The sequence below is a fragment of the Leeuwenhoekiella parthenopeia genome, from assembly GCF_020782115.1.
GTDB classification, from domain to species: Bacteria; Bacteroidota; Bacteroidia; order Flavobacteriales; family Flavobacteriaceae; genus Leeuwenhoekiella; species Leeuwenhoekiella parthenopeia.
The window spans coordinates 74,148-100,734 of the sequence record NZ_JAJGMW010000013.1; the positions used below are offsets into that span (position 1 = coordinate 74,148).

At 45.0% G+C, this 26,587-nt stretch carries 19 protein-coding genes; all 19 read right to left on the reverse strand.

The features are described from left to right. Complete coding sequence (locus LLW17_RS11085) at positions 1-702, reverse strand: PepSY domain-containing protein (protein WP_228230329.1); 702 nt, start codon at positions 700-702, stop codon at positions 1-3. 3 nt (positions 703-705) lie between these two features. Next, positions 706-3,468, reverse strand: coding sequence for a heavy metal translocating P-type ATPase (locus tag LLW17_RS11090; protein WP_228230330.1), 2,763 nt, complete (start codon positions 3,466-3,468; stop codon positions 706-708). A 68-nt stretch (positions 3,469-3,536) separates the two neighbouring features. Then, positions 3,537-4,094: a helix-turn-helix domain-containing protein gene (locus LLW17_RS11095; RefSeq protein ID WP_228230331.1), complete on the reverse strand. Its 558-nt coding sequence runs from the start codon at positions 4,092-4,094 to the stop codon at positions 3,537-3,539. 1 nt (position 4,095) lies between these two features. Then, positions 4,096-5,316 (reverse strand): permease, encoded by a 1,221-nt coding sequence (locus LLW17_RS11100; RefSeq protein ID WP_228230332.1) that lies wholly within the window; start codon positions 5,314-5,316, stop codon positions 4,096-4,098. Between the two features lie 87 nt (positions 5,317-5,403). Continuing rightward, a complete protein-coding gene (locus tag LLW17_RS11105; protein WP_228230333.1) occupies positions 5,404-6,018 on the reverse strand; it encodes a DUF3347 domain-containing protein in 615 nt (204 codons plus the stop codon). 12 nt (positions 6,019-6,030) lie between these two features. Then, positions 6,031-7,275, reverse strand: coding sequence for a TolC family protein (locus LLW17_RS11110; RefSeq protein ID WP_228230334.1), 1,245 nt, complete (start codon positions 7,273-7,275; stop codon positions 6,031-6,033). A 511-nt stretch (positions 7,276-7,786) separates the two neighbouring features. Beyond that, complete coding sequence (locus tag LLW17_RS11115) at positions 7,787-11,557, reverse strand: efflux RND transporter permease subunit (protein ID WP_228230335.1); 3,771 nt, start codon at positions 11,555-11,557, stop codon at positions 7,787-7,789. Between the two features lie 116 nt (positions 11,558-11,673). Next, positions 11,674-12,093, reverse strand: a complete 420-nt coding sequence (locus LLW17_RS11120) for an HYC_CC_PP family protein (RefSeq protein WP_228230336.1) — start codon at positions 12,091-12,093, stop codon at positions 11,674-11,676. 89 nt (positions 12,094-12,182) lie between these two features. Continuing rightward, positions 12,183-13,178, reverse strand: a complete 996-nt coding sequence (locus LLW17_RS11125; protein ID WP_228230337.1) for an NADP-dependent oxidoreductase — start codon at positions 13,176-13,178, stop codon at positions 12,183-12,185. Positions 13,179-13,256: 78 nt separating this feature from the next. After that, entirely contained in the window at positions 13,257-13,622 is a 366-nt protein-coding gene (locus LLW17_RS11130; RefSeq protein WP_228230338.1) for a response regulator, read from the reverse strand. Between the two features lie 199 nt (positions 13,623-13,821). Continuing rightward, complete coding sequence (locus tag LLW17_RS11135) at positions 13,822-15,069, reverse strand: YaiO family outer membrane beta-barrel protein (RefSeq protein ID WP_228230339.1); 1,248 nt, start codon at positions 15,067-15,069, stop codon at positions 13,822-13,824. 21 nt (positions 15,070-15,090) lie between these two features. Beyond that, positions 15,091-16,518 carry a glycosyltransferase family 2 protein gene (locus LLW17_RS11140; protein WP_262908979.1) on the reverse strand — a complete coding sequence of 476 codons (1,428 nt, stop codon included), beginning with the start codon at positions 16,516-16,518 and terminating at the stop codon, positions 15,091-15,093. A gap of 141 nt (positions 16,519-16,659) precedes the next feature. Beyond that, on the reverse strand, positions 16,660-17,757 hold the full coding sequence (locus tag LLW17_RS11145) for a HEAT repeat domain-containing protein (RefSeq protein ID WP_228230340.1): 1,098 nt from the start codon (positions 17,755-17,757) through the stop codon (positions 16,660-16,662). A gap of 70 nt (positions 17,758-17,827) precedes the next feature. Beyond that, on the reverse strand, positions 17,828-18,193 hold the full coding sequence (locus LLW17_RS11150) for a response regulator transcription factor (RefSeq protein WP_228230341.1): 366 nt from the start codon (positions 18,191-18,193) through the stop codon (positions 17,828-17,830). Continuing rightward, complete coding sequence (locus LLW17_RS11155; RefSeq protein WP_228230342.1) at positions 18,190-18,909, reverse strand: Hpt domain-containing protein; 720 nt, start codon at positions 18,907-18,909, stop codon at positions 18,190-18,192. The genes LLW17_RS11150 and LLW17_RS11155 overlap by 4 nt, the downstream gene beginning before the upstream one ends. A 25-nt stretch (positions 18,910-18,934) precedes the next feature. After that, positions 18,935-22,582 (reverse strand): PAS domain-containing hybrid sensor histidine kinase/response regulator, encoded by a 3,648-nt coding sequence (locus LLW17_RS11160; protein WP_228230343.1) that lies wholly within the window; start codon positions 22,580-22,582, stop codon positions 18,935-18,937. Between the two features lie 123 nt (positions 22,583-22,705). Beyond that, positions 22,706-23,935, reverse strand: coding sequence for an ATP-binding cassette domain-containing protein (locus tag LLW17_RS11165; RefSeq protein ID WP_228230344.1), 1,230 nt, complete (start codon positions 23,933-23,935; stop codon positions 22,706-22,708). An 8-nt stretch (positions 23,936-23,943) separates the two neighbouring features. Next, on the reverse strand, positions 23,944-24,915 hold the full coding sequence (locus LLW17_RS11170; protein ID WP_228230345.1) for an NAD(P)H-quinone oxidoreductase: 972 nt from the start codon (positions 24,913-24,915) through the stop codon (positions 23,944-23,946). A 196-nt stretch (positions 24,916-25,111) separates the two neighbouring features. Beyond that, positions 25,112-26,518, reverse strand: coding sequence for a dihydrolipoyl dehydrogenase (gene lpdA / locus LLW17_RS11175; RefSeq protein ID WP_228230346.1), 1,407 nt, complete (start codon positions 26,516-26,518; stop codon positions 25,112-25,114). Positions 26,519-26,587: the final 69 nt, after the last annotated feature.

Sequence of the window (26,587 nt, forward strand, 5' to 3'; positions counted from 1 at the left end):
TTATTTTCTTCTGCTCCATTTTCTAATCGTGGGCGAACTGATGTACCACAGCACAAAGCCGCTCAGCACGGTTATTAATCCCAAAACCGAAAAGATGCGCAACAGCTCATTATTGATGTCATCGCGGCCTTCATAGTCCATCGTGTGGGTCATCCATAAAAAGTCAAACCAGCGCCATTCGCGATGGCGTAAGGTTTGAAAAGTTCCGTCAGCCACAGAAATATAGGCCTTTAACGCATCGTCGCCTTCATAGCTCACAACATAAGCCGGAAGCAATTTTTCCCGATACTCGTGATGTGCATCCGTCGCTTCTATTTTTTCAATTCCTGCAACCTTCAGCTCGGGTTTGATGTGCAAGGCCGCAATGTTGAGGGCTTCTTCAGAGGTGATTCCGTCTTTTAAATAACCTGTTTGAGCATCGTATAAAGAACTGTTGTTAATCCAGTAATACGGCTTGCTATTGATTTCGCGCAGCACAAGACTTGAGATTTTTAAAGTCGAATCTAATGCTGCCGGACTAATGAGTTCGCCAAAGGCTGTCTTACTGACCTCCTGCCTAAAATGATCGCCGTGAATCTCATCAATATCGGTCCAGCTGAAGTAGAGTCCGCTTACCGTCCACATGATAAACTGAATCCCGATAAACAATCCCAAATACCGGTGTATTTTTCTGATTTTTTTACGTGCTCTTAATTTCCCCATAGGTTATTCTAAAGATTTCCTGCGCAGGCGCAGGGCGTTTACGATTACCGATACCGAACTGAAACTCATCGCCAGGGCTGCAATCATCGGCGAAAGTAAAATTCCAAAAAACGGAAACAATACTCCTGCTGCAACCGGCACTCCCACCGAATTGTAAATAAGCGCGAAAAACAGGTTTTGCTTGATGTTGCACATCACTGCATCGCTCAGGTTTCGGGCTTTTACGATACCGTGAAGATCGCCTTTTACTAATGTAATAGCCGCGCTTTCTATGGCCACATCGGTACCGGTGCCCATAGCGATCCCCACGTTGCTTTGTGCCAAAGCGGGAGCGTCATTGATCCCGTCACCGGCCATAGCCACACGATGCCCTTCTTTTTGCAGGCGTTCTACTTCGCTTAATTTATCCTGCGGAAGCATTCCGGCCTTAAAACTGCTAAGGTTTAATTCCTGCGCTACCGCACGGGCCGTATCTTCATTATCACCGGTAAGCATAATGACGTCAATACCTTTCTCCCGTAAGGCGTTAATGGCCTGTTTACTGGTAGCCTTGATTTTGTCTGAAATCACCACATAGCCCACCACCTTTTGATCTACCGCCAGAAACGAAACGGTTTTGCCTTTCTTCTGTTGGGCAAGCGCTTCCTGCTGCAAGGCTTCAGGAATGGCGGCCTCTGCCTGTTGCATAATTTTCTCATTACCAAGTGCCAGGTTTTTACCTTCAAAACTTCCTGTCACGCCCTTGCCGGTTACCGCTTTGAAGTTTTCGGCTTTACCGGGTTTCATTCCCTGTTCTTTCGCATAGCGGATGGTTGCCTCAGCCAGCGGATGCTCACTCTGATTATTGAGCGCGGCGATGTAGGTGAGAACTTGACTTTCGTCAAAACCCGCAGCACTGCCTATAGCTTCTACCGAAGGTTTCCCTTCGGTTATGGTACCCGTTTTATCAATGATAAGCGTATCTATCTTATCCATTTTTTCGAGGGCTTCGGCATTCTTAATCAGCACCCCATTTTGCGCACCTTTACCCACACCAACCATAACCGACATCGGTGTGGCAAGCCCTAAAGCACAGGGACAGGCTATGATGAGCACGGCAATGGCGTTTACCAGTGCATAAACGTACACCGGTTCAGGGCCAAAAACAGCCCAGATCACAAAAGTGAGCACCGCAATAACCACCACCACCGGCACGAAATACGACGAAATCTTATCGGCTAGTTTCTGAATAGGCGCCTGACTGCGACTGGCCTTATTAACCATCTCGATGATTTGGGCCAGCAGGGTTTCTCCGCCTATTTTTTCGGCTTTCATTAAAAAAGACTGACTGCCGTTGATGGTACCGCTGCTCACCGAATCGCCCTCGGCTTTAGAAACCGGCATAGGCTCCCCGGTAATCATAGACTCGTCAATGGAGGTCTCTCCCTCGGTAATGACACCGTCTACCGGAATTTTGTCACCGGGTTTTACACGTAAAATATCGCCCTTTTCGATAGCATCTATGGACACCTCCTTTTCTTCCCCGTCAACCACTTTTATCGCTTTGTTGGGCGCCAGTTTCAGCAGTTCTTTAACGGCAGAATTGGTCTTGCTGTGGGCACGGGCTTCAAGCACCTGCCCCATAAGGACAAGGGTAAGGATAACGGTCGCTGCCTCAAAGTAGACGTGCACGGTACCCGCTTCGGTCTTGAATTGAGGCGGAAAGAAATCGGGCACCAGCATCCCAAACAAACTGAACAACCAGGCTACCCCGGCACCGATGCCGATAAGCGTAAACATATTGAGATTCCAGGTCTTAACCGATCTCCAGGCACGCTCAAAAAACATCCAGGTCGCATAAAACACCACCGGAAGCGAAAGTGCAAACTGCACCCAGTTCCAGTATTTAAGCGGCATCAGATCGTACAGCGGATTGTTGCTGATCATCTCGCTCATGGCAATGATGAAAATAGGCAGGGTAAAAGCCCCTGCAATCCACAATTTGCGCAGCAGCTTTTTGTAAGTCTTTTCTTCAGCAGAAAGATCGGGTTCTTTAGGAACCAAATCCATCCCGCAAATGGGGCAGCTTCCGGGCTCGTCCTCTACGACTTCGGGGTGCATGGGACAGGTATAACTACCTGCATTTGTACTTCCTGGAACGGCAGATACCTCTTCTACCAGGTCCATTCCGCAAACCGGACAATCTCCCGGTTGATCATAGGTCTTATCACCCTCGCAATGCATCGGGCAGTAAAAAGCCCCCGAGCCCCCATTGGGGGACGAAGCGCCCGTCTTATTCTTACCTAATGCATTTTTCGGTTTATGATTCTTATCGTGATACTGGTGATCGCCGGGCATATGAATACTGTAGTTGCCGCCATCCGATTCAAGGGCCTCCTTAAATGTATCGAGTTTAATGTGATGATCCATCTCGATAAACGCTTCCGCTTTTTCTAAATTGACCTCCACATTTTTCACGCCTTCAACCCCGGCCAGCGTTTGCTCCACGTGATTGCGACAACCGTTGCAGGTCATTCCGTGAATGTGATACGTGTGTGTCATCGCTGCGTGCTCCTTTAATGGGTGAATGCTGTACCCCCCTCCATCTGCATCTAGGGCTTTTTGAAAAGTTTCCAAAGCAATGTGCTTTTCCATCGTAATATGTGCCTCGGCCTTTTCCAGATCGACACTCACTTCCTGAACGTCTTCAACCTGTGCAAGGGTTTGTGCTACGTGATTGCGACAGCCGTTACAGGTCATTCCGCTTATGCTATAGGTATGTTTCATGATTTTTTGATTTTAAACCAAAAATAAGCTGTGCCTTTTGCTTTGATTTACAGAATTACAGATAGTATTTACACAATATTGTCAATGCCAATCCTATTCCATTCCTGACTGCTTTTATAGGCGCTCATCGTCATTCCGGTGGTGGTTTTAAACTGTCCCGAAAGGTGATGTATCGACTTATAGCCTAGCCTGTGTGCGATTTCAGAAAAAGAAAGCCTGTTCATCTGTATCAACTCCTTTACCTTTTCAATCTTCAGCTTGATCACAAATTTCTCGAGGGTTTGGCCTTCAACCTTCTTAAAGGTCTTACTGAGCAGGCTGTAATCCCTGTTCAGTTTCTTTACCAGATAGGAAGTGAGGTTTTCTTCCACATTATCATCTATTCGCTCTATCAGTGCCAGTTTGATTTCTTCGGCAAGCAGTACTTCAGGATGTTGCATCAGTTCAAATCCTTTTTTCTGCAATTCGTTTTCAAACAGCTGCTCATCAAAAGCCTCATTAACCTCAAGTACCACATTACCCAATTGCAAACGATCTACTTTAGCCTGTGCTGCTTCAGCAACCTGCTGGACCACCTGCTTGCAGCGATCGCAAACCATATTTTTTATGTAGTACTCCTTTTTCATTCTAAGCAAAAAACTTAACAATCAAGCCACCAGCGAGCCATACATAGCAAATAAAAGCTGCATACTTCAGTGTGCTCTCCAGAGTTTTACTCTTAGGCGCCATTTCCTTCATATGCATAATATCCTTTCGCTTAAAAAAGCCCAGGTAGAGCAAGTATCCCGAAATAGCCAAAAAGACCAGATTGAGGTAAAAGGTATAATCGATTTTGAAAAATTCGGAATCCTGAATTGTGACCTGTGAAGAATCCGGTAGAATACTGAACAAGTCAAACGAATAATGCAGGATTAACGAAGCTCCTACTAATGCGCTAAAAAGCAGGAAGAGAATAAACAAAGACATCTTCCACCCGTAGTATTTGGCATTGATGCGCAAAATAGGAAACACCACCAGATCACTAAAGATAAACGCCATTACCCCTGCGAAACTAACACCTTTACCAAAAAGCAAAGCCGCCAGCGGAATATTACCCATAGAACCGATAAACGTGATAAAAGCGGCCACGGGACCCACTACAATATGTTCCAGAATTTCAAGAAATGAGAAATCAGTATTACCGTTACCGGTGCCGATAAAGAGTGTTTGAAACCAAGCATCGGGCACAAAGGCCGCGACAATACCTGCGATGGTAAAGCCTACGGTGACATCTTTCCAAACCATCTTCCACTCCATCCCATATTGCTTGGAAACCTTAGCCCAACTTTCTTCAGACTGCATTTTATCCTTCCAGGATTTGGAATTTTCGTCGTTATCTTTGTCGTTGTCCTCTAAATTTTTTCGGGCTTTTTCAATGAGCTTCTTAGGGTTGATGAGGCGTATTAACAGCCAGCTGATGAGTATCAATAAAATTCCGCCAACGTACTCGCCTACCACAAACTGCCATCCCAGAAATATAGAAATGATGATTCCTAATTCGATAACCAGATTAGTAGAAGCCAGCAAAAAGGCGATACTCGATACAAAACTGGCTCCTTTTTTAAATAGGGATTTGGTCGATGCCAAAGCTGCAAAACTGCACGAACTGCTGATAAACCCGAAGAAGGTGCCCAGCAAAACGCCTTTTTCCTCGGCTCCTCCCATGGTTTTTTGCATCTTCTTTTCGGTTACAAAAATCTGGATCATACTACTTATCACATAGCCCAGGGCAAACGCCCAAAGTGCCATCCAAAAAAATCCGGTTGTTGTATAGGCTGCCTCGCCCCATTGTTTTAAAAAATCATTCATAGTCACGTACTATTTATGGTTTGGTTGTTTCACAGGTTGGAACCGTTTAGATTCCAGGGCCTTAAAGTTCAGGAGCAGGAAGTAATCCTACTTGGTGATGGTAGCGGTCACAGAGCCACAGGTAAGCATCTGGTCTCCGTAATACGGGTTTTTGATAGCCGCTTCATTAGAGAGCCAGTCTCCACCTTTACCATCAAAAGCCATCGGACAATGCTGCTTGTAAAGGGTTCCGCTGTTTAAAGTTCCTTTAAAATAAGCTTCGGCGGCGTTAGAGAACTGTGAAAATGCGGTACGCTGCACTTTTAAATCTTCACTTGCAGCGATAGCACTGGCAGCAGATTTTAATTTAGCATTGCTTTCGTCAAAAATCATAGCCAGATTTGCAGCCTCCTGCTTCGCTTTAGCCGGGTCTGAAGCTATAAGGGCCAAACGAACGCTGTTGTAGGCATTCCACACTGCGGCCACGTTCTCATCCTCAAAGCTTAGCGCGGCATTATCTGTCTTCATTTCGGCATCTGTGTGCATCGAATGATCCATATCTGCTCCATCCATATGGTCCATTCCTTCCATTTCCTGCTCGTCAACCATACGCTCTTCTACCAGTGCGTCTTCGCCCTCATTATTATTCTTTTTGTCGTTTCCGCAAGAGGTGATGCTTAGCGCGATAGCCGCGATCATTACAAATTTTACTGTGTTTTTCATAGTGTTTAATTTTTAAAATTGAATTAGATAATTGAGTATTGCGGCCTGCCCGTAATAGCGCTGTACCGCTTCGATTTGTTTGGTTTGAATAGTTAATTGCAGTTCCTGTATATCGAGCACTTCACTAAAATCTATAGTTCCGGTCTCGTAATTTTTCAGCAAAATAGACTCGGCATCCCGTGCCTGTTTTAAGTTTTGCTCCTGTGTATTGTATTGTATGCGGGCGGTGTTTCTATTCTTTTGCGCTTCAGCGAAAAGGCTTCGTAACATGTTGAGGCGTTGCGAACGCTGGGCTTCAACTTCCTGCTGTCTCAACTCGTTTTGCCGGGTGACCGATTTGTATTTGTTATTGAAAATAGGCACCGAAACCGAAACCATAGGCATCACAATATCTTTCCCATTGTCGGGCATCATCATATCGGTGCGTTCCGATACCGGAATATAATCAAGGCCTACTCCAAACTTGGGAGCAGCCTCGCGCTGGTTGAGCGCTTCGGCACTGGCGATACTTTCGTAGATCCGGTCGTATTTGAGCAGCTCCGGGTTTTGCTCCAAAACTTCCAGCGAAGCTTCCGGATCTGAGGCCGGAATCGCCAGACTGTCAACAATACGCACCGGCGCTGATCCTTCGGCATTCAACAACGCATTAAACTGAATCTGTGCGGCCGTAAGTTCTTCGGCAAGCACCCGGCGTTGCGCCTCGAGTTCGTTCTGCCTAATCTGAATTTTTAAAAAATCTACCGCCGAAGCTTTGCCCACCTCAACCGCAGTCAGGGCCAACTCTTCATAGGTTTTTAAAAGTTCTTTATTTTGCTGTAAAACGAGCATCCGGGCCTTAATGCCGTACATTGTATAATAGCTTTGGGCCACCTCGAGCTGCAGCTTTCGCTTTGCGATCACATATTCCAGATACTCAGCCTCTGCCATAGCATCCTGAGCGGCAATACGGGCGTTAATGGTACCAAACCAGGGCAGCATTTGCTTCACCGAAAAACGGGCGCGCTGCGCCCCCGTGCGCGTCTCGGGTGTACTCACAAAATAACCCACTGCAAACTCGGTATCAGGTAGTGTATTCACTTCAGTGGCCTTTTCCTGAGCCACGTTGTAGCGAAGTTCGTAGGCCCTGATCTCGGGATTTGCCACAACCGCCTGCTCGAGATAATCACTGAGTTGCTGAGAGTTCAAGTCCGTGATGCCTAAGATTAGGAGGGCCAAAATCAAGGTTAGCACACCCTTGTATGGTTTTATGCTGTTCATTATTTGTTATTCATTATTTATTATTCGGTTTGCGGTTCTGTAAAAAGTGGAATCGTTGAATCGTTCTATTCCAATAACTCGTAACAATTTCTTCTTACTTTTCACCTCTTACTTTCTACTTCGTATTTCAAAAAACTAGGCTTCGACAGGCCTGTATTGAGCTATGCCGAAATGCTCAGCATGACATTCCTCAATTACTTTCAAAATTTCGGACAATAGGTTCTCGACTGTGCTTCGACAGGCCTATATTGAGCTATGCCGAAATGCTCAGCATGACACGCTCGAACTGACATCTATTTTTAATTTTTCACTTTCTACTTTTCACTTTCTACTTTTCACTTTCTACTTTTCACTTTCTACTTCGTATTTCGTATTTCGTATTTCAAAAAACTAGGCTTCGACAGGCCTGTATTGAGCTATGCCGAAATGCTCAGCATGACACGCTCGACTGACATCTATTTTTAATTTTTCACTTTCTACTTTTCACTTTCTACTTTTCACTTCTTACCTCTTACTTATTACTTTCAGCAAGCTTCCGTTCCTTGTACCAGCTGTATAAAACCGGAACGATGAAATAGGAAGTTACGTCGATGATCATTCCGCCGAAAACGGGGATTGCCATCGGGATCATAATATCACTTCCCCTTCCGGTCGACGTGAGTACCGGTAAGAGTGCCAAAATCGTGGTTACCGTAGTCATCAGACACGGACGTATACGCTTGCCTGCTGCGATAAGCGTCGCCTCGCGTATTTCTTTACGATCTTCAGGGCTTTCCTTTTCAAAAGTCTGCGTCAGATAGGTCGCCATCACAACACCGTCATCGGTAGCAATACCAAAAAGGGCGATGAAGCCTACCCAAACCGCCACACTGAGATTTATGGTTTTCATATTGAACAGATCCCGGACATTTTCGCCAAAAAAACTGAAGTTTAAAAACCAATCCTGACCGTACAGCCACATCATAATAAAGCCACCGGCAAAAGCCACGGCGATGCCCGTGAAGACCATAAGCGATGTAGAAACAGACCGAAACTGAAAATACAAAATCAGGAAAATGATGAGCAAACACAGGGGTACAACGACACTCAGTGTTTTTTCCGCCCGCAGCTGGTTTTCATAAGTCCCCGTAAACTGATAACTGATTCCCTGAGGCACGACGAGTTCGCCGGAATCAATTTTAGACTGAATGAGGCGCTGCGCATTTTCGACCACATTAACCTCGGCATAACCGTCCTGTTTGTCAAAAAGCACATAGCCCACCAGAAAAGTATCTTCGCTCTTGATCACCTGCGGCCCCTGCTCGTATTTGATTGTGACGAGTTCGCTAAGCGGCACCGGACTCCCCTTCTCCACCGGAACGTAAATGGATTTTAAATCATCGGGCGTATCCCGCAGTTCGCGGGGATAACGCACCCGCACCGCATAACGCTCGCGACCTTCCACAGTTTGAGTGATGGGCATACCCCCCACCGCGACTTCAAGCACCTGTTGCACCTGCTCTATGCTGATGCCGTAACGCACCAGACGATCCCGGTCGATATCGATAAGCAGATAGGGTTTACCTACAATGCGGTCTGCAAAAACAGCCTCTTCCTTAACGCCTTCAGCCTGTTTTAGAATCGTTTCCAGCTCCAGCCCAAAAGCTTCAATCTGGCGCAGGTCCTGACCTTTAACTTTAATCCCCATAGGCGCACGCATCCCGGTTTGCAGCATTACCAAACGGGTTTCAATAGGCTGTAATTTGGGTGCCGAAGTTACCCCGGGAAGTTTGGTTACCCGCGCAATCTCATTCCAGATATCATCGGCCGATTCAATTTCAGGCCGCCAGTTACGGTAGTATTCGCCGTCTTCATCTTCTACCAGCTGATCTGCGCTGACCTGGAAAGGGCTCTCGACTGTACTTCGACCCTGTTGAGCAGAACCGCTCGAACTGACATCATTTTCGTCAGATAAATCTAAATTGGGATTAGCCGTCCTTCCGCCGTTCTTAAGTACAAAAAAACCGTCTTCGTCTACCTGATAACGCTGCCGCTTACCGTTTGCATTAAACATAAATTCAGGTTTATATTGAATGATGTTTTCATACATAGACAGGGGCGCAGGGTCTAATGCAGACTCCGTTCTTCCGGACTTGCCCACCACCGTTTCAATTTCGGGAATACTGGCTACTGCCATATCGAGCTGCTGCAATACCCGCTTGTTTTCTTCAACTCCGGCGTGCGGAAGGGAAGTTGGCATCAACAGAAAAGTGCCTTCATTGAGTGCCGGCATAAATTCTTTTCCGGTGTTGCTTAGGATAAAACCCCCGCAAATCAACACCGTGAGCGGAACGCTCAGGAACAACAACCGGTTTGACAATGCCCAGCGCAGGATGCGTTCGTAAAAATGCTGCAGGACCCAGAAGGCTCCAAAAAATACCCCACAGATAAAAGCAACAAAAATAAGATTGATCAGAATGCTTCGGTCGAAGCCCAGAGGACGCCAATAGGTCGCCAATAAAAACACAATTGCCGTAATTACTACGATGCCTTCCGCTTGTGGCAAACCCTTAAAAGGTAACTTTTCCGCTTTGCGTAAAAAATAGAGCGCACCAAAAGCAATCAATACCAGGCCTAACCAGTATCCCAATACAATAGCCAGTACTCCCAATGCTATTAAAAGTACCTGTAACCCATTGGCGAGGGAAGTTCGCATTTGCTTTTTACGGAAAATCAAGGCCGCGAAAGGCGGAATGAGAAACAAAGCAATAACCAGGGAGGCTGCGAGGGCCACAGTTTTGGTAAAAGCCAGTGGCCGGAAGAGTTTACCTTCGGCACCAATCATCGTAAATACCGGAATAAAACTGATGATTGTGGTCATCACTGCGGTCACAATAGCTCCTGATACTTCGGCAGTAGCATTGTAAATAAGCGTGTTTAACGGAAGCTTTTCGGTCTGATGCTCCTGCTCATCCAGATGCCTGATCATATTTTCGGTGAGGATGACCCCCACATCGACCATGGTGCCTATCGCAATTGCAATACCCGAAAGTGCTACGATATTGGCATCTACATCAAACCATTTCATCGCAATAAATACCATAAGCACGGCGACCGGCAACAAGCCTGAGATCAAAGCTGAAGCCCTGAGGTTAAACACCATTACGATAATAACCAGAATGGTGATGAGAATTTCCATCGTTAGTGCTTCATCGAGCGTGCCCAGAGTTTCCTCAATAAGATGCGTACGATCGTAAAACGGAACAATAGTCAGTTGGGATTTGGTGCCGTCTGCAAGGGTTTTTGAGGGCAAACCACCGCTAATCTCTGCGATTTTCTCCTTCACATTAGTAATCACCTCCATCGGGTTTGCGCCGTAACGCGCCACCACTACTCCACCCACAACCTCAGCCCCTTCCTTGTCTAAAATACCACGGCGTGGCGCAGGCCCAAGGGAAACCTTTGCAATATCCTTGATGCGGATAGCCGTAAAATCTGACGAAGTAACCACGGCATTTTCCAGATCGGCAACCGATTTGATATATCCCAATCCGCGTACCAGATATTCGGCTTTATTGATCTCAAGGGTTTGAGCACCAATTTCCTTGTTGCTTTCTTTCACCGCCATGACCAGCGCGTCCAGACCAATATTGTACTGACGCAACAACTCGGGATTTACGTCAATCTGATATTCCTGCACATAGCCGCCAATAGACGCTACTTCAGAAACGCCACCTGCCGAAGCCAGACCGTATTTTACGTAATAGTCCTGAATGCTGCGCAATTCCTGTAAATCCCAGCCGCCGGTAACCTTACCCTGAGGATCACGCCCTTCAAGCGTGTACCAAAAAATCTGACCCAGACCCGTGGCATCCGGTCCCAGAGAAGGATTAACTCCATCCGGCAATAAGCCCGAGGGTAAAGAATTCAGTTTTTCGAGAATGCGGCTACGGCTCCAGTAAAATTCGATATCCTCTTCAAAAATGATGTAGATGCTGCTAAAGCCAAACATCGAAGAAGAGCGAATGGTTTTTACTCCGGGAATTCCCAGAAGCGCGGTGGTAAGCGGATAGCTGATCTGATCTTCGATATCCTGCGGGGAGCGCCCGGGCCATTTGGTGAAAACAATTTGCTGGTTTTCCCCAATATCCGGGATTGCATCTACGGCCACAGGATCACGTGGAATAAGGCCCGTGTCCCAGTCAAAGGGTGCATTGGCAACTCCCCAGCCTACAAAAAGCGTCAGAAGCAGGAAGGCGACCAACTTGTTTTCGATAAAAAATTTGATGCTTTTATTGAGCATAAACTACGTTATTGATTACTTAGATTGAAAAATGCACGGTATAAACAGGTGCGTTAATGCTTTCGCGAATGCGAAAACAACCTAAAACCAAATTTGGTTTCAATTCAATAAAAGAATCAAATACGAAAAACCTGATCGAGCGTCTGTACGTCCCGTATCAGGGGTGGTGGTGAGTAAGCCTCAAATGAATTGAAATCTGCTTCCTGAGGTTCAAAAAGCAGTGCGTATGAAAATAGAAATGAGGTTATAAAAAGCTGCTGATTCACATCTAAATCGTGAAAAGCAGGTTTTAAATCTTCCTGTGCTTTTGCTGAAAGTTCCTTATCAGAACAGCAGGATTTTTTCTGAAGTTGCAGTTCGCAGTCACTCACATCTTTTGGAGACTGCTCCATCACACATGATTTTGCGTGATTGGTAAGTGAAAAATCTACCAGCAAATCGCCACAATAGTGCATATTCACTGTAAAGGACATCGTGGTAAAAAGCACCACAAAGGCCATTGCAACAGCTCCTATTTGATTTACAATTTGCTTCATAAGGACACAAAGATACAGCAATTAGCCTATACTTAACAAGACCTCATCTCTTCTGTAGCAGATTTCACAAAATTTTATACTCCTGATACTTAGATTTTAACCACCATTTTTCCGGTGTTTTTACCGTCAAACAAATCTAAAAATGCCTGAGGCGTATGCTCAAAACCTTCGACGATGGTCTCCTCATAATTGAGTTTATCTTCTTTTAACCAACCGGCCAGTTTTTGAATGCCCTTCTGGAATTCGCTTTGGTAATTGCCCACCGTAAAGCCCTGCATCAAAATGCTGTTTTTGATCAGCGTGCTGTTTACCCGTGGTCCCGTTGGAGTTTCGGTCTTGTTATAGTCTGCAATTGCGCCGCATAAAACCACCCGGGCTCCCCGATTGGTGTTGGCCATGACCGCATCAAAAATACTTCCGCCTACATTATCAAAAAACACATCTACCCCATCGGGGCAGGCCTCTGCAACGGCAGCTGTCATATCATCGGTGGTTTTATAGTTGATCCCGGCGTCAAAGCCAAAATCGGATGTAATGAGATCGATCTTATCGTCGCTTCCTGCGATACCCACAACCTTACATTCGAAGATTTTACCCAGCTGCCCCACTACACTGCCTACGGCACCGGCGGCACCCGTAACCAGAATGGTCTCTCCGGCTTTTGGTTTACCTATGTCGGTGAGGCCGAAGTAAGCGGTTAGCCCGGTCATTCCTAATATTCCCAGATAGGCCGAAAGCGGAGCCTGATCTGGGTCTACTTTAGTTAATCTCTTGCCATCAGAAACCTGAAATTCCTTCCAGGCCAGCATTCCGTTTACAAAATCGCCTGCCTTAAAATCGGGATGCTTCGATTCTTTGACTTCAGCGATTATTCCGGAAGTGATGGGTTTATGAAGTTCAAAAGGAGGGATATAGGATTTTGCATCAATCATACGGCCACGCAGGTACGGATCGACCGAAATGTATTTGGTTTCCAGCAAAATCTGACCTTCACCGGGAGCTGGCTTTTCTTCTTCTACGAATTTAAAATCAGAAAGCGCCGGTCTTCCTGTGGGTCTGTTTTGTAAGTATATTGCGCGATTCATGACTCCTGTTTTTTTCAAAATTAGGAGTTCCCAGGGGTTTTGCCGTAAAACGGATGGTAAGGTTTTCTTAAAGCTAAACTAGGCCACCAGCAGGCGTTTTTTAATATCTACACATAAGTCTCTGGCATTAAAAGGTTTTTGTAAAAAATCATAAACCCCAAGTAATCTGATGTGCTCGATCACTTTATCTTCCATAACCGAAGATATCACAAAAATGGGCAATACGGGTTTACTTAAACGGATGTGTCTGATGAGTTTGATCCCGGACACAAAGGGAACCAGCAAATCGGTAATTATAAGATCGTAGTCTTCATGCTCCATCCGATTAAGCGCTGATAGTCCGTCAAAACAGGCGGTTACCTGATACCCCTCTTTTCCCAGGATATAGCACAGGGAGTCTGCTACCTGAGGATTATCCTCAATAACCAAAATACGCTCTTTCATACGCTAATGACAAAAAATTTCGGGGGGCGAAAAATCAACCTGTCATTAGGGGTGTATGACGTTACAAAACTAGGCTTAAATTCTGGTCATCAATATATAATATCTTTGAAGGGTTGATTTATTCGTTATTATACAGGTTGAATGCGATTGGTGTTATTATATAAAACGGATGAAACCATTTTTCTCAAGGATTGAGATTTTAGAAACGCCTGATAAGCCCCACAACGGCATTAAGTTGAATACCTCGATCTGTAGCCGTAAACTGTTGATCTTCTATACCGGTTTCCAGGTTTAGAACAAAAGCGTTACCCAATGGAGTGCGCCAAAACGCCGCGGCGTTTTTTGATCGTAAACGTGTAGGGGTTGCGCCGTCAAACAAGACACTGTTAGCACTATCATCGGGCGAAAGACCGGTCCCCAAACGCAGCCCCAGATAATCATCCCGCCCGCCTAAATAATAACGCAGGGTAAATGCTACAGAACCGTTTAATTCGGAGTCGTTGGGAATGATGTAGGTACGCAGGTTTAACCAAAAGTTTTTGAGGTATTTACCGGCACCCAAAGTGTATATGAACTGATCCTCATCAAAGACCAGATATCTGATGCCCGCATCGACCTCAAAGGCAGCAGGCAGATTGGCGTACAAATTAACCCCGGCCCTGAATCGAGGAAAAACACCAGTGTCGTCTGAAATTCCGAGATTGATAAAACCATAAAAACGCTCGGAAATACGTGGATAAGCTTCTGCTTCTGCCTGCAGGGCATTTTGATTGAACCTGCTGGCATAATTGACACGAGCGGTAAAAAGACCGGCTCCGGTTTGCCTGCTGTAATCTGCAAACGCGATGTGCCAGGGATCATCAAAGCGCTTATCAAAGTACACGTACTCATAAGAAACACCTACGGCATTCTTTGTGCTCAGGCTATTTTGACGCTGCTGCAGGCTTCTCGCTTCGGTATTGCCGGGATGCGTGGCCAGAACCGCGTCTAAGAGCGATGAAGCTTCTTCCGGCTGCCGTAATTCGTAGAGAATTTTAGCCTTTAAGACACCTAAAGACTCTGAATCGGGATGAAACTCCAGCCCCTTGTTTATCCGTTTTAAAGCCTCTGCGGTATTTTTATTCCAATATTCTAAATAGCCATAGCCCAGACTGGCCTCCTCGTGACCTTCTTCCTGCTGCAGCACCTGCTCAAAGGTTTTACGTGCCAAAGACAAACTGTCTGAAAAGGTATATACCCTTCCCAAAAAGACACGCATTTCCAGATAAGCAGGAGCCAGATCCAACCCCTGTTTTAACAGGCTTACAGCACGCGCGTAGTCCTGATTATCAAAAGCGGCCAAACGCGCCTCACGGTATAAGGCATCCGGAGTGGAAGTTTGTTCCTGGCCAAAAGAGTCCGAAATGCCGAGTATACTTGTTAGTATTAAGGTGAATACCCATTTCATAGATTAAGGGTTTTTTGCTGATTATTTTTTTGTTGTGCTGCCCAAACCTGTACGGGTCATCTGTCCCCAGGATTTTTTGCCGCGTATAAGATCTATATTTCCCTTTACTGCAGCCCACATCACGATGGGATGATAGAAAAGAGGTTCTAAAAGTGCGGTACGCATGAGCTGAAACATGTACTTTGGTTTTTTATACTGCTGAAAGGAATACTCTTCAAAATAGATGGCTGTGATAGAAAACAAGACCGAAAACGAATAGACCACCAGGAAGAATATCGCAAAGACCTGAAAATTTACCTGCCCCAATAAAACCAGAATGATAAAAAACACAATCCCCACAAATTCGAGAACCGGTGCCAGCCATTCAAAGAACATCCAGTACGGCGTGCTCAGCAGTCCCAAAACACCATACTTCGGATTAAAAAGCATCTTTTTATGTTTTAACAGGGTTTCTACCGTGCCCCGTGCCCAGCGATTGCGCTGCCGCATCAGAATCTGTTTATTTTCGGGAACTTCGGTCCAGCAGAGTGGGTCTGGCACAAAACCTACGGTATAGGGGATGTTTTGCTCACGCATAATGCGACGCATACGCACCAGGAGTTCCATATCTTCCCCTACTGTGCTATGATCGTAACCCCCGGCTTCAATAACGGTTTTCTTATCAAACATACCAAAAGCCCCGGAGATCAAAAGCAGACCATCTACCCGAGACCAGGCCATTCTGCCCATTAAAAATGCCCTGAAATACTCAAGAATTTGAGCCCGGGCGATAAATGTGCCGGGCAACCGAACCTCCAGAATACGCCCGTCTTCTATAACGCAATTGTTAGCTACCCGAATGATGCCACCGCTGGCAATAACGCGTTTGGTGTCGTTTAAAAAAGGCCTGATGAGTTTTAATAACGCGTTGCGTTCGAGAATACAGTCGACATCAATACAGCAAATAAGATCATGATTGCAGCAGTTAATCCCGGTATTTAAAGCATCTGCTTTGCCCCCATTTGCCTTATCTATTACCCTTAAATTTTTATAGGCTTTGATCTTTGATTTGTATATACCCCTCACTTTTTTAGTGGGAATATAATGGTAATGCACCAGCTCTTCGGGCTCCAGCTGAAAGGTGTCTATCATTTTTTGCAGTGAGTTGTCTTTACTGCCGTCATTGATGATCACAATTTCAAAAGAAGGATAGTTTAAGGTAAGCAGCGAGCGGATGTTTTCAACCACATTGGCCTCTTCGTTATACGCCGGTGCAAGAACCGAAATGGATGGAAGGTTAGCCGACTGTAAAAGTGCCACTTCATCCTGGAAATTGTTTTTGCGCTTATAATCTCTGATCTCGATGATTGAAAAAAAAGCCGAAAAGATATACCCTGAAATTATGATCAGCCCGTAGATCAAAAACAGAACACTAAAAACGTGAATGATATCCTGGATGCTTATATTCAAGTCTTGTTTTTAAAGTAAGATAAAGAACTTCGTTTAAACATGAAGAAGGCTTTAGCTACAAGCTGAATGAAACAGCTAAGATTTAACATTCGCCCTAAAACAGGCTCCGGGCTAAAATCGGGTCACCCGCATCGGTGTGCATTAAGCCCCCTGAAGCACGCGTTTTGAATAATACTGATAATCAGCCCAGTCATTAGTTATGTTATCGGGGTTTATAAGTTTGCGTACCGGTATTTCATTTTCAAAACGGGTAGCTATTTTATAATAATCAATCTGCAGGTTTTCTTCCTCTCTGCCTATAGCACTTACCAGCGTACGTAAATCTTTGGCCGTACCTATTTTTTCGATGGCGTAGAGTATGGCTCTTTTGTTTGAAGGGCTCTCGTAAGGGAAATTTGCAGTCATGAGCTGCAGGGCATCTGTAACTTCCATAATCTTAAGGGAGTTGATGGCCTGAGCCCGCACCCCCTCATCGGTATGGTCTAGCGCCTCTATGAGAAGAGGAATGTTTTGAAACTGGTTAAAGCTTACAACCATTTTGATGCAGAAAACAACCACACTGCTTTTGTCGTGATTCAACCACCTGCCAAAATCAGGGACCTCCAGATCAAAATTTATCAGACTGTTTTCAATAAATACCTGTTGCCATAGGCTAAGCTCCCGGTCTAAATCATCTAAAAAAGCCAGAGGGTTTTCCTGTGATGTATTCAGAAAATACAGCATAGCCTGCTGTCGCAATTCGACCCGGTTTGAATGTAAAAACGGGGTAACCAGTGCCTCCGGTACCTTAATGCCCAGTTTTGAAAGGGCATAAAGTGCACGCGCCTGCCTGTACCAGGCTTTTGCTTTAAGATCGCTAAGCAGGTATTTGTACAGGCCCAGCCCATTAAAAAGCTCCTTAATGGCTTCTGATGATTCGCCTTTCAGGTTTTCATCAAAAATTAAAACCTGCTTGATGGCCAATTTATGATCGTAAGCCGTTTTTAAATATCTGAATTTAAAATCGCCCAGTTCTGCTGCTCTCTTAAAATCCTCATCAAACAAAAAATGATTAAAGAATTCGATCAGCTTCCTATCGAAGCGCGTCCTGTAGGCTTCCATTCGGTTTTTACGGATGCGTAAATAAATTACCAGCGCTACAAAGGCTAAGGTGAGCACTAAAAAAAACAGGCTGAGCACTAGGTTTATTTTTAGAATAAAAGGCCAATGCTCTGCGCCTTCAAAAGAATTGAATTCCATAAAACGATTAAATTATGACTTGGGGAAGCCGGATTTGGTGAACTGTATCTTACATTAGTGTTTCTATAAATTAAACTTTAGCTAAAGAGCGTTTTACCCGAAGCGATAACTCGTTAGGACTAAAAGGCTTGGTGATAAAATCATCTACTCCCATCGTAAATGCTTCGGTGATTATATCTTCCTGTGTTGAAGTAGAAAGTACAATGATGGGAACGTCGGGACATTCGCTTTTAATAAACTCAATAATCTCATTGCCGGAGACAAAGGGCAGCATCAAATCGGTAAGAATGAGATCAAAAGCAGATTCTGACAATAATTTCATCGCTGTTCTTCCATCCTCTGCAACCACCACATCATAGCCGTCTTTGCTGAGCTTAAATTCGAGCGACTTAACCACCATAGGATTGTCTTCTATTACCATTATTCTCTTTTTCATAAGCTATTTTCTTTAGATAAAAAATCCTCACGCAAGTGTTTTTCAACGAGTAGGAATTCTTCATTTAAATCTTCAACATAACTCTTAAAATCTCCCGGGGCTGCGTGATGAGCCAGGAAATTGCAAAGTTCTGCACCCCTCTTGTTGAGGATCATCTCAAAAGAAGGTTTAATGTTATGTGCAACCTCAGCTATCTTTTGATAGGCTTTTGCAGCAGATAGCGCTTTGAGTTCTTCGATACGCGGACCTACGGTTTCGATAAACATTTGTATACTTTGATTTATAAAAACAGTATCACCGTCTGAAAGCTCTTTGAGGTAATCTAAAGAATACAACTCGTCTGAAATCTTTTTAGTATAACCTAAAGCAGATTCCACTTTCTGAAATTCGGTTTCATCGAAGGGCTTTTTTAAAACCTCATAGACTGCGCTGTCTGTTTCAAAACTGCCCTTAGACTCTGAAGTAACAAAGGTTTTGGCCTTAAACTGCAATTCGTCGCTTAAGTAGTTTAGGGTTTGTGCTGCTCCCATAGGTTTGGCATTTTCGTTAATAATTAAAACATCTGCGGGTTTGCTTTCCTTTATATGCTGAATTGCTCCCATCGCCGAGTTAAAGTTGTAAACCAGGAAACTACCGGTGTCAAAGTAGGAATTAAACCTGCTTTGGGCTTCCCGATCTGCGTCTACAAAAAGGATATGTTTTACAGGTGTATTCACGTTGTTAGGTTGGTTTATTGGACTGTTAGTTTTGTTTGGACTCAGTTAAATTTTTAAAATCAAAGGTTTTATTGGTAATAACGCGGGCTATGCATTTTTTGAGGTCCTCAAGAACAACCGGCTTGGCCAGATAATCATCCATATCCTGATCGAGACAGCGCTCGCGCTCTCCTTTAATCGCACGGGCGGTAAGGGCTACAATGGGTATGCGTTTGCCCTGCTTTTCCAGTTTACGTATGGCCGCAGTAGCTTCAAAGCCACTCATAACGGGCATTTGTATATCCATTAAAATCAGGTCAACATGCTGATTTTTAAAGACCTCTACGGCTTCACCTCCGTGACTTGCCTCACTAATTGTTGCTAAAGGCACTACCTTGCCCAGGATGGTACGGGTTAAAAATTTGTTTACCGGGTTGTCTTCAGCAAAAAGGATGCTGATCTTCAGGTTGCTCAGGTCTATTTCCTGCTCTACCGGCTCAGGCAGGCTTACCTGAATTTCGCCGGGCTGCTCCAAAGATTCGAGATATTCGATCAACTGCTCCCGTAAAACGGGTTTTACCAGCCTGATATCAATGTCAAGATCTTTGCTCTTATCGGCGATTTCCTGATCGTGACCCGAACTGTGCATCATAACGATGCCCAGTTGCTTCCGGCTGATTTTGAGTTCCTGTCTTAAATGGCCTATCAGATCTAAGCCGTTTAAATAGGGCATATGGTAATCTACTATGGCCAGGTCAAAATTAGCATCACGCTCCAGGATTTCGATGGCATCGATTCCGTTAGATACCAGAGTGGTCTCGATATCCCGGTCCTTAAGCATTTCCTGCATGATGGTGCGGTTGTTTTTATTATCGTCAACAACCAGTACCCTTTTTAAACTGCGCTTTATAGCAGGCTTGATTTCGCCGCTTTCTAACGAATTGAAATCTACTTCAAACGAAAACGTGGTTCCCTCACCCAGCTCACTTTCCACTTTAAGGTTGCTCTTCATAAGCCCCAGCAGTTTGTTGCTTATGGTGAGGCCCAGACCGGTACCTCCGTATTTTCGGGTGGTGGAAGAATCTTCCTGATCAAATGCCCTGAAAATCTTTTTTAAGTTTTGAGGAGCAATACCTATACCGGTATCGCGAAGGGAAAAGCAGTAACGCATCTTTCCGCTTTTATCTACTTTACCCAACTGGCGTACCTTAAGCTCGATCTCTCCCTTGTGGGTGAATTTAATGGCATTGCTTATTAGGTTTATCAAAATCTGACGCAACCGCAGACCATCTGCCATCACAAAATTATCAAACTCATTGGGCAGGTTGAGCAGGATCTCCAGTCCCTTTTTATGGGCAGCCTGCTTAACCATTTCTACCGTGCGCCCGCAGACCTCTACAATATCTACCCGCTCTAAGCTGAGATTGAGCTTACCGGCCTCTATTTTTGAGAAATCTAAAATATCATTGATGAGGTCCAATAACGAAACCGCCGAAGAATATGCGGTCTCGGCATACTGTGCCTGGTTCTCGTTTAAAGGGGTTTTTAATAACAGATCGGTAAAGCCGATTACCCCGTTAAGCGGAGTCCGGATCTCGTGACTCATGTTTGCCAGAAATTCAGATTTCGATTTGCTGGCAGCCTCTGCTTTGAGTTTTGCATTACGCAGGGACAATTCCATCTCTTTTAGGCTTGTAATATCTGTTGCAATACCCAGATACCCCTTTGTACGCCCCTGCTCATCCAGAATGGCTGAGGTTAATAACTGTCCGATAAAGGTCTTCCCATCCTTACGTACATAGGTCCATTCGTTAGAGCTTCGGTCTCCCTGAGTATAGGCATAGGTAAATACCTCAGTAGTATCGATCTGCGTCCCGTATTTAAACTCCAGATGTTTCTTTTGCTCCGCGATTTCACGCGGCAGGTGAAAGATACCCGGTGTGTGTTTACCTACCACTTCGGCTGCGGTATAACCCAGAAGATTCTCTGCACCCCTGTTGAATTTTTTAATGAGGTGATTGGCACCAGTCTCGATGATAATAACTTCTGAAGTCGCGTCGAGTACCACCTGCAGATCGTTAAGGCTGCGCTGCAGTTCTTTTTTGGCCTTGATATTTTCGGTCATATCAACTACCTGACCTATTAAAGAGCTGATGTGACCGGTCTCATCATATAAGGCAGAAACGGTAAGAAAACAGTGCACTAAACTTCCGTTTTTATGCACGTAACGCTTTTCAATACTATAAGAATCAATCTTTTTATTGAGTATCTCTTTAAACAACGCCACATCATTGGCACGGTCTTCAGGATGGGTGATTTCTTCGAGGCTTAATTCTAAGAGCTCATCGTTGGTATAGCCCACCATTTGGGCAAGATTTTTATTGATCATTACCCAGTCTCCGTGTAAATCGACCACAGCCATCCCGTTTGGCGAGTTTTCAAAAACGCGTTTAAAACGGGCGGCACTCTTCTGGGCCAGGATCTCCAGTTTCTTTTGCTGGGTAATATCTTCAACCTGGGTAATGACCAGATCCTTATCGGTAATCCCGTCTTTAAAAACAGAAGACGACATACTGCACCAGATTACCCGCCCTGAGGAGTGGTAACATTCGACCTCGAGCTTGTAGTTTGCTATTTCTCCGCCCAGTAACGCCCGGCGTTTTTCCCGCGCCTCCTCCAGATATTCGGGCTTGATGATATCGGAAAAGGTGTACTTTAGAATCGCCTCTTCAGAAAGAGATTGCAATCCAAATATGTTTAAGGCGGCTTTATTAACCATAAAGACTTCCGACACATTTTTGACTAAAATAATCCCAACCGCCGAGTTGTTGAAAATCTCCCTAAATCGTGTTTCGGCCTCCTGACGGGCCAGTTCCTGTTCTTTGGCTTCGGTAATATCCTGAAAAGCGCCATACACCCGAAGGCATTTCCCGTCTTTAAACTCAGACTTGGCCACACTGCGCACCCACTTTTCGGCTCCATTTGCCGCCACGAGTATAAACTCTTCATCGTAGGGTTCTCCTTTCTCGACCGCATTTTGAAAACATTGGGTGATTTTATCCCGGCTCCAGCCTTCTTTAAAAAAATTTATAGCACCCTCCAGCTGTGGAGTATAATCTACCGGTACTTCGTGAATTTTATTGATATAGGGAGTCCAGGTTATTTTACCTTTTACCAGGTCTACATCCCAGCCTCCTACTTTTGCAAGTTCATTACTCTCCTCATAGATTTCAGAGAAGGAACGCAATCTTTTGATTTTGCTTTCGTACAGATCAATCTGTGCATTTTTGCTGAATTTACGGGTAAACTTAAGAATCAGATACCGGCACTTGTCTTCCCCTTCCACCACTAAAGCCATGGCTTTTACCACAAGGGGTCTGCCATCTGCACCCAAAAATGAAAACAGGTATTTTTTCTCTAGGGTTTCCCCCTTACGCACGGCATTTACAATACCTGAAATGGTGTACCGGCCGGGCACCCCCAAAATAGCCTCCCAGGCTTTTTCCTGATCTTCTTCAGAAAGATCATCATATTTAAGTGTAATAAAAAGGCTTTTGGAAATGTAGAATTCTGATGGCCTATCGACGCTGCAAAAATAGGGTCCATGATACGGCGTTTCATTAAGCCATTCAAAAACCGTTTCATGAGTACCTATAAGGTCCTGAAATGTTTTCTTTGTGCACGCTCCGGACATTACTAAATGTTTAAGTTGGGTCCCACGAAGATAAACATTTTATCTAGCAAAGTAAGCTTTTCATCGATATTTTAAATATTTAACGTTTTTAATCGGACAATACTACTCTTAAACACCTAAGTATCATCCTTCTTTTAGGGTTCCAACGCTACCTTTTTCTGTTTTTGTAAGCCGAAATTCGCGATCTACCCGAAGCCCGGGTTCCTGGCGATGCGATACATAAATAATGGCGGCCCGGGTACTTTCGCTTAATTTGTTTATGAGCCCCACAACCAATGCTGCATCCTGGTCTCCCAGTGCAAAGGTGGGTTCGTCAAGAATAAGCAATGGCGGATTTTTGATCATCGCGCGGGCAATAAGCACCAGGCGTTTATTTACCTCACTCAAATCCCGAAACCGGCTGGAGGATTTGGACTCCAGTCCTATTAATGCGATCCACTGGGCGGCGATTGAACGCTCTAAAGAGGTAGGGCGTTTGTAAAGCCCCACGCTATCATAGATACCACCCACCACCATATCAGAAACGCTATGCATACCGTCAAAGCGCTCGGTAAGCACGGGAGTAACATAGCCTATTTTCTTTTTCAGCTCCCAAACGCTCTCACCGCTGCCTTTTTTAGTGCCAAAAATGTACAATTCCTTGCCATAGCCCTTTACACTGTCTCCGGTAATCATAGAAAGCAGGGTGGTCTTTCCCGAACCGTTAGCACCGGTAAGTTGCCAGGTCTCTGCCTTTTTGATTTGCCAGGTTATATTTTGCAACACACAGGTATCACCAAAGGAGACCGAAACATCACGGAATTCGATGAGCACCTCCGGCATATCAGAGCTTGCAGTCAGTGCCTGAGGCATTTGATACTCCGCCTCTGCTTTCAGGTCGGGGTCTTTAGGTTTGAGTTTTCCGCCTTTATAAAATGTGCCATTTTCAAATACCAGGGTATCTGTACAAAAGGTCAGCAAATCTTCATGTCGTGTGTACAACTGAAGAATCGCAGTATGCCCGGCCAAAAGACGCAATTGGGCTTTAAGGGCTTTTACCGTTTCTAAATCCAGACCATCAAAGGGATGGTCGAGAATAAGATAATCGGGGTTCTGAGCCAGTTGATAGGCCAAAAGCAACTTCTTGCGTTCGCCCGTAGATTTGGTCAGCAGGCTGTCCTGATCATTCGTCAGGATTTTTTCGCCCAGACGGTATTCTAAATCCAGATACTGTGTAAGGCTATATTCTGAAAAAAGCTGACCCCTTGGGCCGGCTTCCTGTTTTAACCAGTCTGCCTTCAGCAGGGACACCAGATCCTGTTGCCTGATGCGTTGTCCGGTGGTGTTGTATGCGTAATGCGTAGGTGTAGCCATGGAGATTGTTATACGTTAAGCACAATTTTACCGATATGCGCACTGCTTTCCATAAGCCGGTGTGCCGCAGCGGCGTCTGCCAGATCAAAAGTCTGATCGACAAATACCCGTACCCGGCCGTTCTCCAACAAAGGCCAGACCCGGGCCTGCAAATCCTGCGCGATCTGATGCTTTACCGTAACATCCTGTGGTTTAAGCAGGCTGCCGGTAAGTGTTAACTGCTTGCTCATCAGCATCCACAAATCAATTTGAGGCTTTAAACCATTCATTCCGTTTATGTGAACCAAACGCCCTTTTTGAGCAAGCAAACTCATGTTTTTAAGGGTATAATCGCCACCCACCATATCGAGAATTACATTGATCTTTTCCTCTTTATAAACTTCCTGAAAATCTTCTTTCTTGTAGTTGATTACCCGGGCTAACCGGTGTTCATTAATAAAACGCAGCTTTTCGTCTGAACCCACGGTAGTAAACGTATTCAATCCTAAAGCTTTGGTCATTTGCAAACCCATTATGCCAATACCACTGGTGCCGCCGTGTATCAGCAAACCTTCGCCGGCACAGGCTTTAGCCTGCATAAATACATTAAACCATACGGTGAACAGGACCTCAGGTAAAGCTGCTGCTTCCACAAAACTAAATCCTTTAGGCACCGGTAAACATAAACGTGCATCCACGCAGATTTCTGTAGCATATCCCCCACCGGCTACCAGCGCACAAACCGGATCACCTACCCGAAATGCAGATACATCTGAAGCTACTTCGAGGATTTCGCCCGCAACCTCCAGCCCGGGAATTGTAGCCTTCTCAGCCTGCCCACCGTAGGCATCCGGATTTTCACGGGTTAAAATATCGCTTCGGTTTACCCCTGCGGCTTTTACCGCAATGCGCACCTGCCCGGCTTTGAGCTCCTGAGCTTCAAATTCCTGTACTTGTAATACTTCCGGTCCTCCGGCTTTTGTGATAACTAGGGCTTTCAAATTGTTCTATTGTTATTGCTATTGCTATTGTTATTGCTATTGTTATTGTTATTGTTATTGTTATTGTTATTGTTATTGCTATTGCTATTGCTATTGCTATTGCTATTGCTATTGCTATTGCTATTGCTATTGCTATTTAAAAAATAAAAGCCCTTAATCTGGAATGAAGAAGGGCTTTCAAAGATTTTGCTAAGTCTTAAACGTGCAGGGCACGGTCTTCGGTTGCTGCAAGGGCAGCCTCTTTTACTGCTTCGGCATAGGTAGGATGTGAGTGTGACATACGCGCAATATCTTCGGCACTGGCACGGAATTCCATCGCGGTTACCGCTTCGGCAATTAAATCGGCTACACGTGCGCCTACCATATGTACGCCCAAAACCTCATCGGTTTCCTTATCGGCCAGGATTTTTACAAAACCATCAATATCTCCCGAAGCTCTGGAACGTCCCAAAGCCCGCATGGGGAACTGACCTGATTTGTAAGCCACGCCTTCTTCTTTAAGTTGTTCTTCAGTCTTACCTACAGATGCAACTTCAGGCCAGGTGTACACTACTCCCGGAATGAGGTTGTAATCGATATGCGGCTTCTGACCGGCAATGGTTTCGGCAGCAAAAACGCCTTCTTCCTCCGCTTTATGGGCAAGCATGGCACCGCGTACCACGTCACCAATGGCATAGATGTTAGACACTTCGGTTTGCAGATGTGCGTTAACGGCAACACGGCCACGATCATCGGTTTTTACACCAGCTGCTTCCAGGTTAAGCCCTTCGGTATAGGCTTTTCGGCCTACAGAAACCAGGACATAATCGCCTTTAAATTCAACCTCCTGATCTTTTTTATCGGTAGCCGTTACCACTACTTCATCACCGTTTCGGGTAACGCCGTTTACTTTATGTGAAGTATAGAATTTAACGCCCTGCTTTTTCATTACTTTGGTGAGCTCTTTGCTCTGGGCACCATCCATTGTAGGAATGATGCGGTCCATATACTCCACCACACTTACTTCAGCACCCAGACGGCTGTACACCTGACCCAGTTCGAGACCAATCACACCACCGCCTATCACGATCATGTGCTTTGGGATTTCGGTAAGTTTTAAGGCTTCGGTTGAAGTAATGATACGCTCTTTGTCCAGCTCAATAAAAGGAAGGTTTGCCGGCTTACTGCCCGTGGCTATGATGATGTTTTTGGCTTCAAGCTCCACATCATCGCCTTCGGCTACAGCGATATGAATGTGGGTTTTATCTTTAAAGCTGCCCACGCCCTGATAGGTGTCAATTTTATTTTTACTCATCAAAAACTCGATCCCCTTGGTCGTTTGCTCCACTACTGAAGCTTTACGGGACATCATTTTCTCGAGATTTATTTTTACTTCTCCGGGAATTTCGATCCCGTGTTCTTCAAAATGCTTAACGGCATCTTCATAATGGTGTGAAGAATCGAGAAGTGCTTTGGAAGGGATACAGCCTACATTAAGGCAGGTACCGCCCATAGTAGCATATTTTTCTATAATTGCGGTTTTAAGACCCAATTGCGCGCAGCGAATGGCAGCCACATAACCTCCGGGACCGGAGCCGATGACTGCAACGTCGTATGTACTCATAATGTTACGTTCAAAATTTGAATATCAAAGGTACGATGTTGAAATGCTTTGAGCAATTAATGTAAAGCT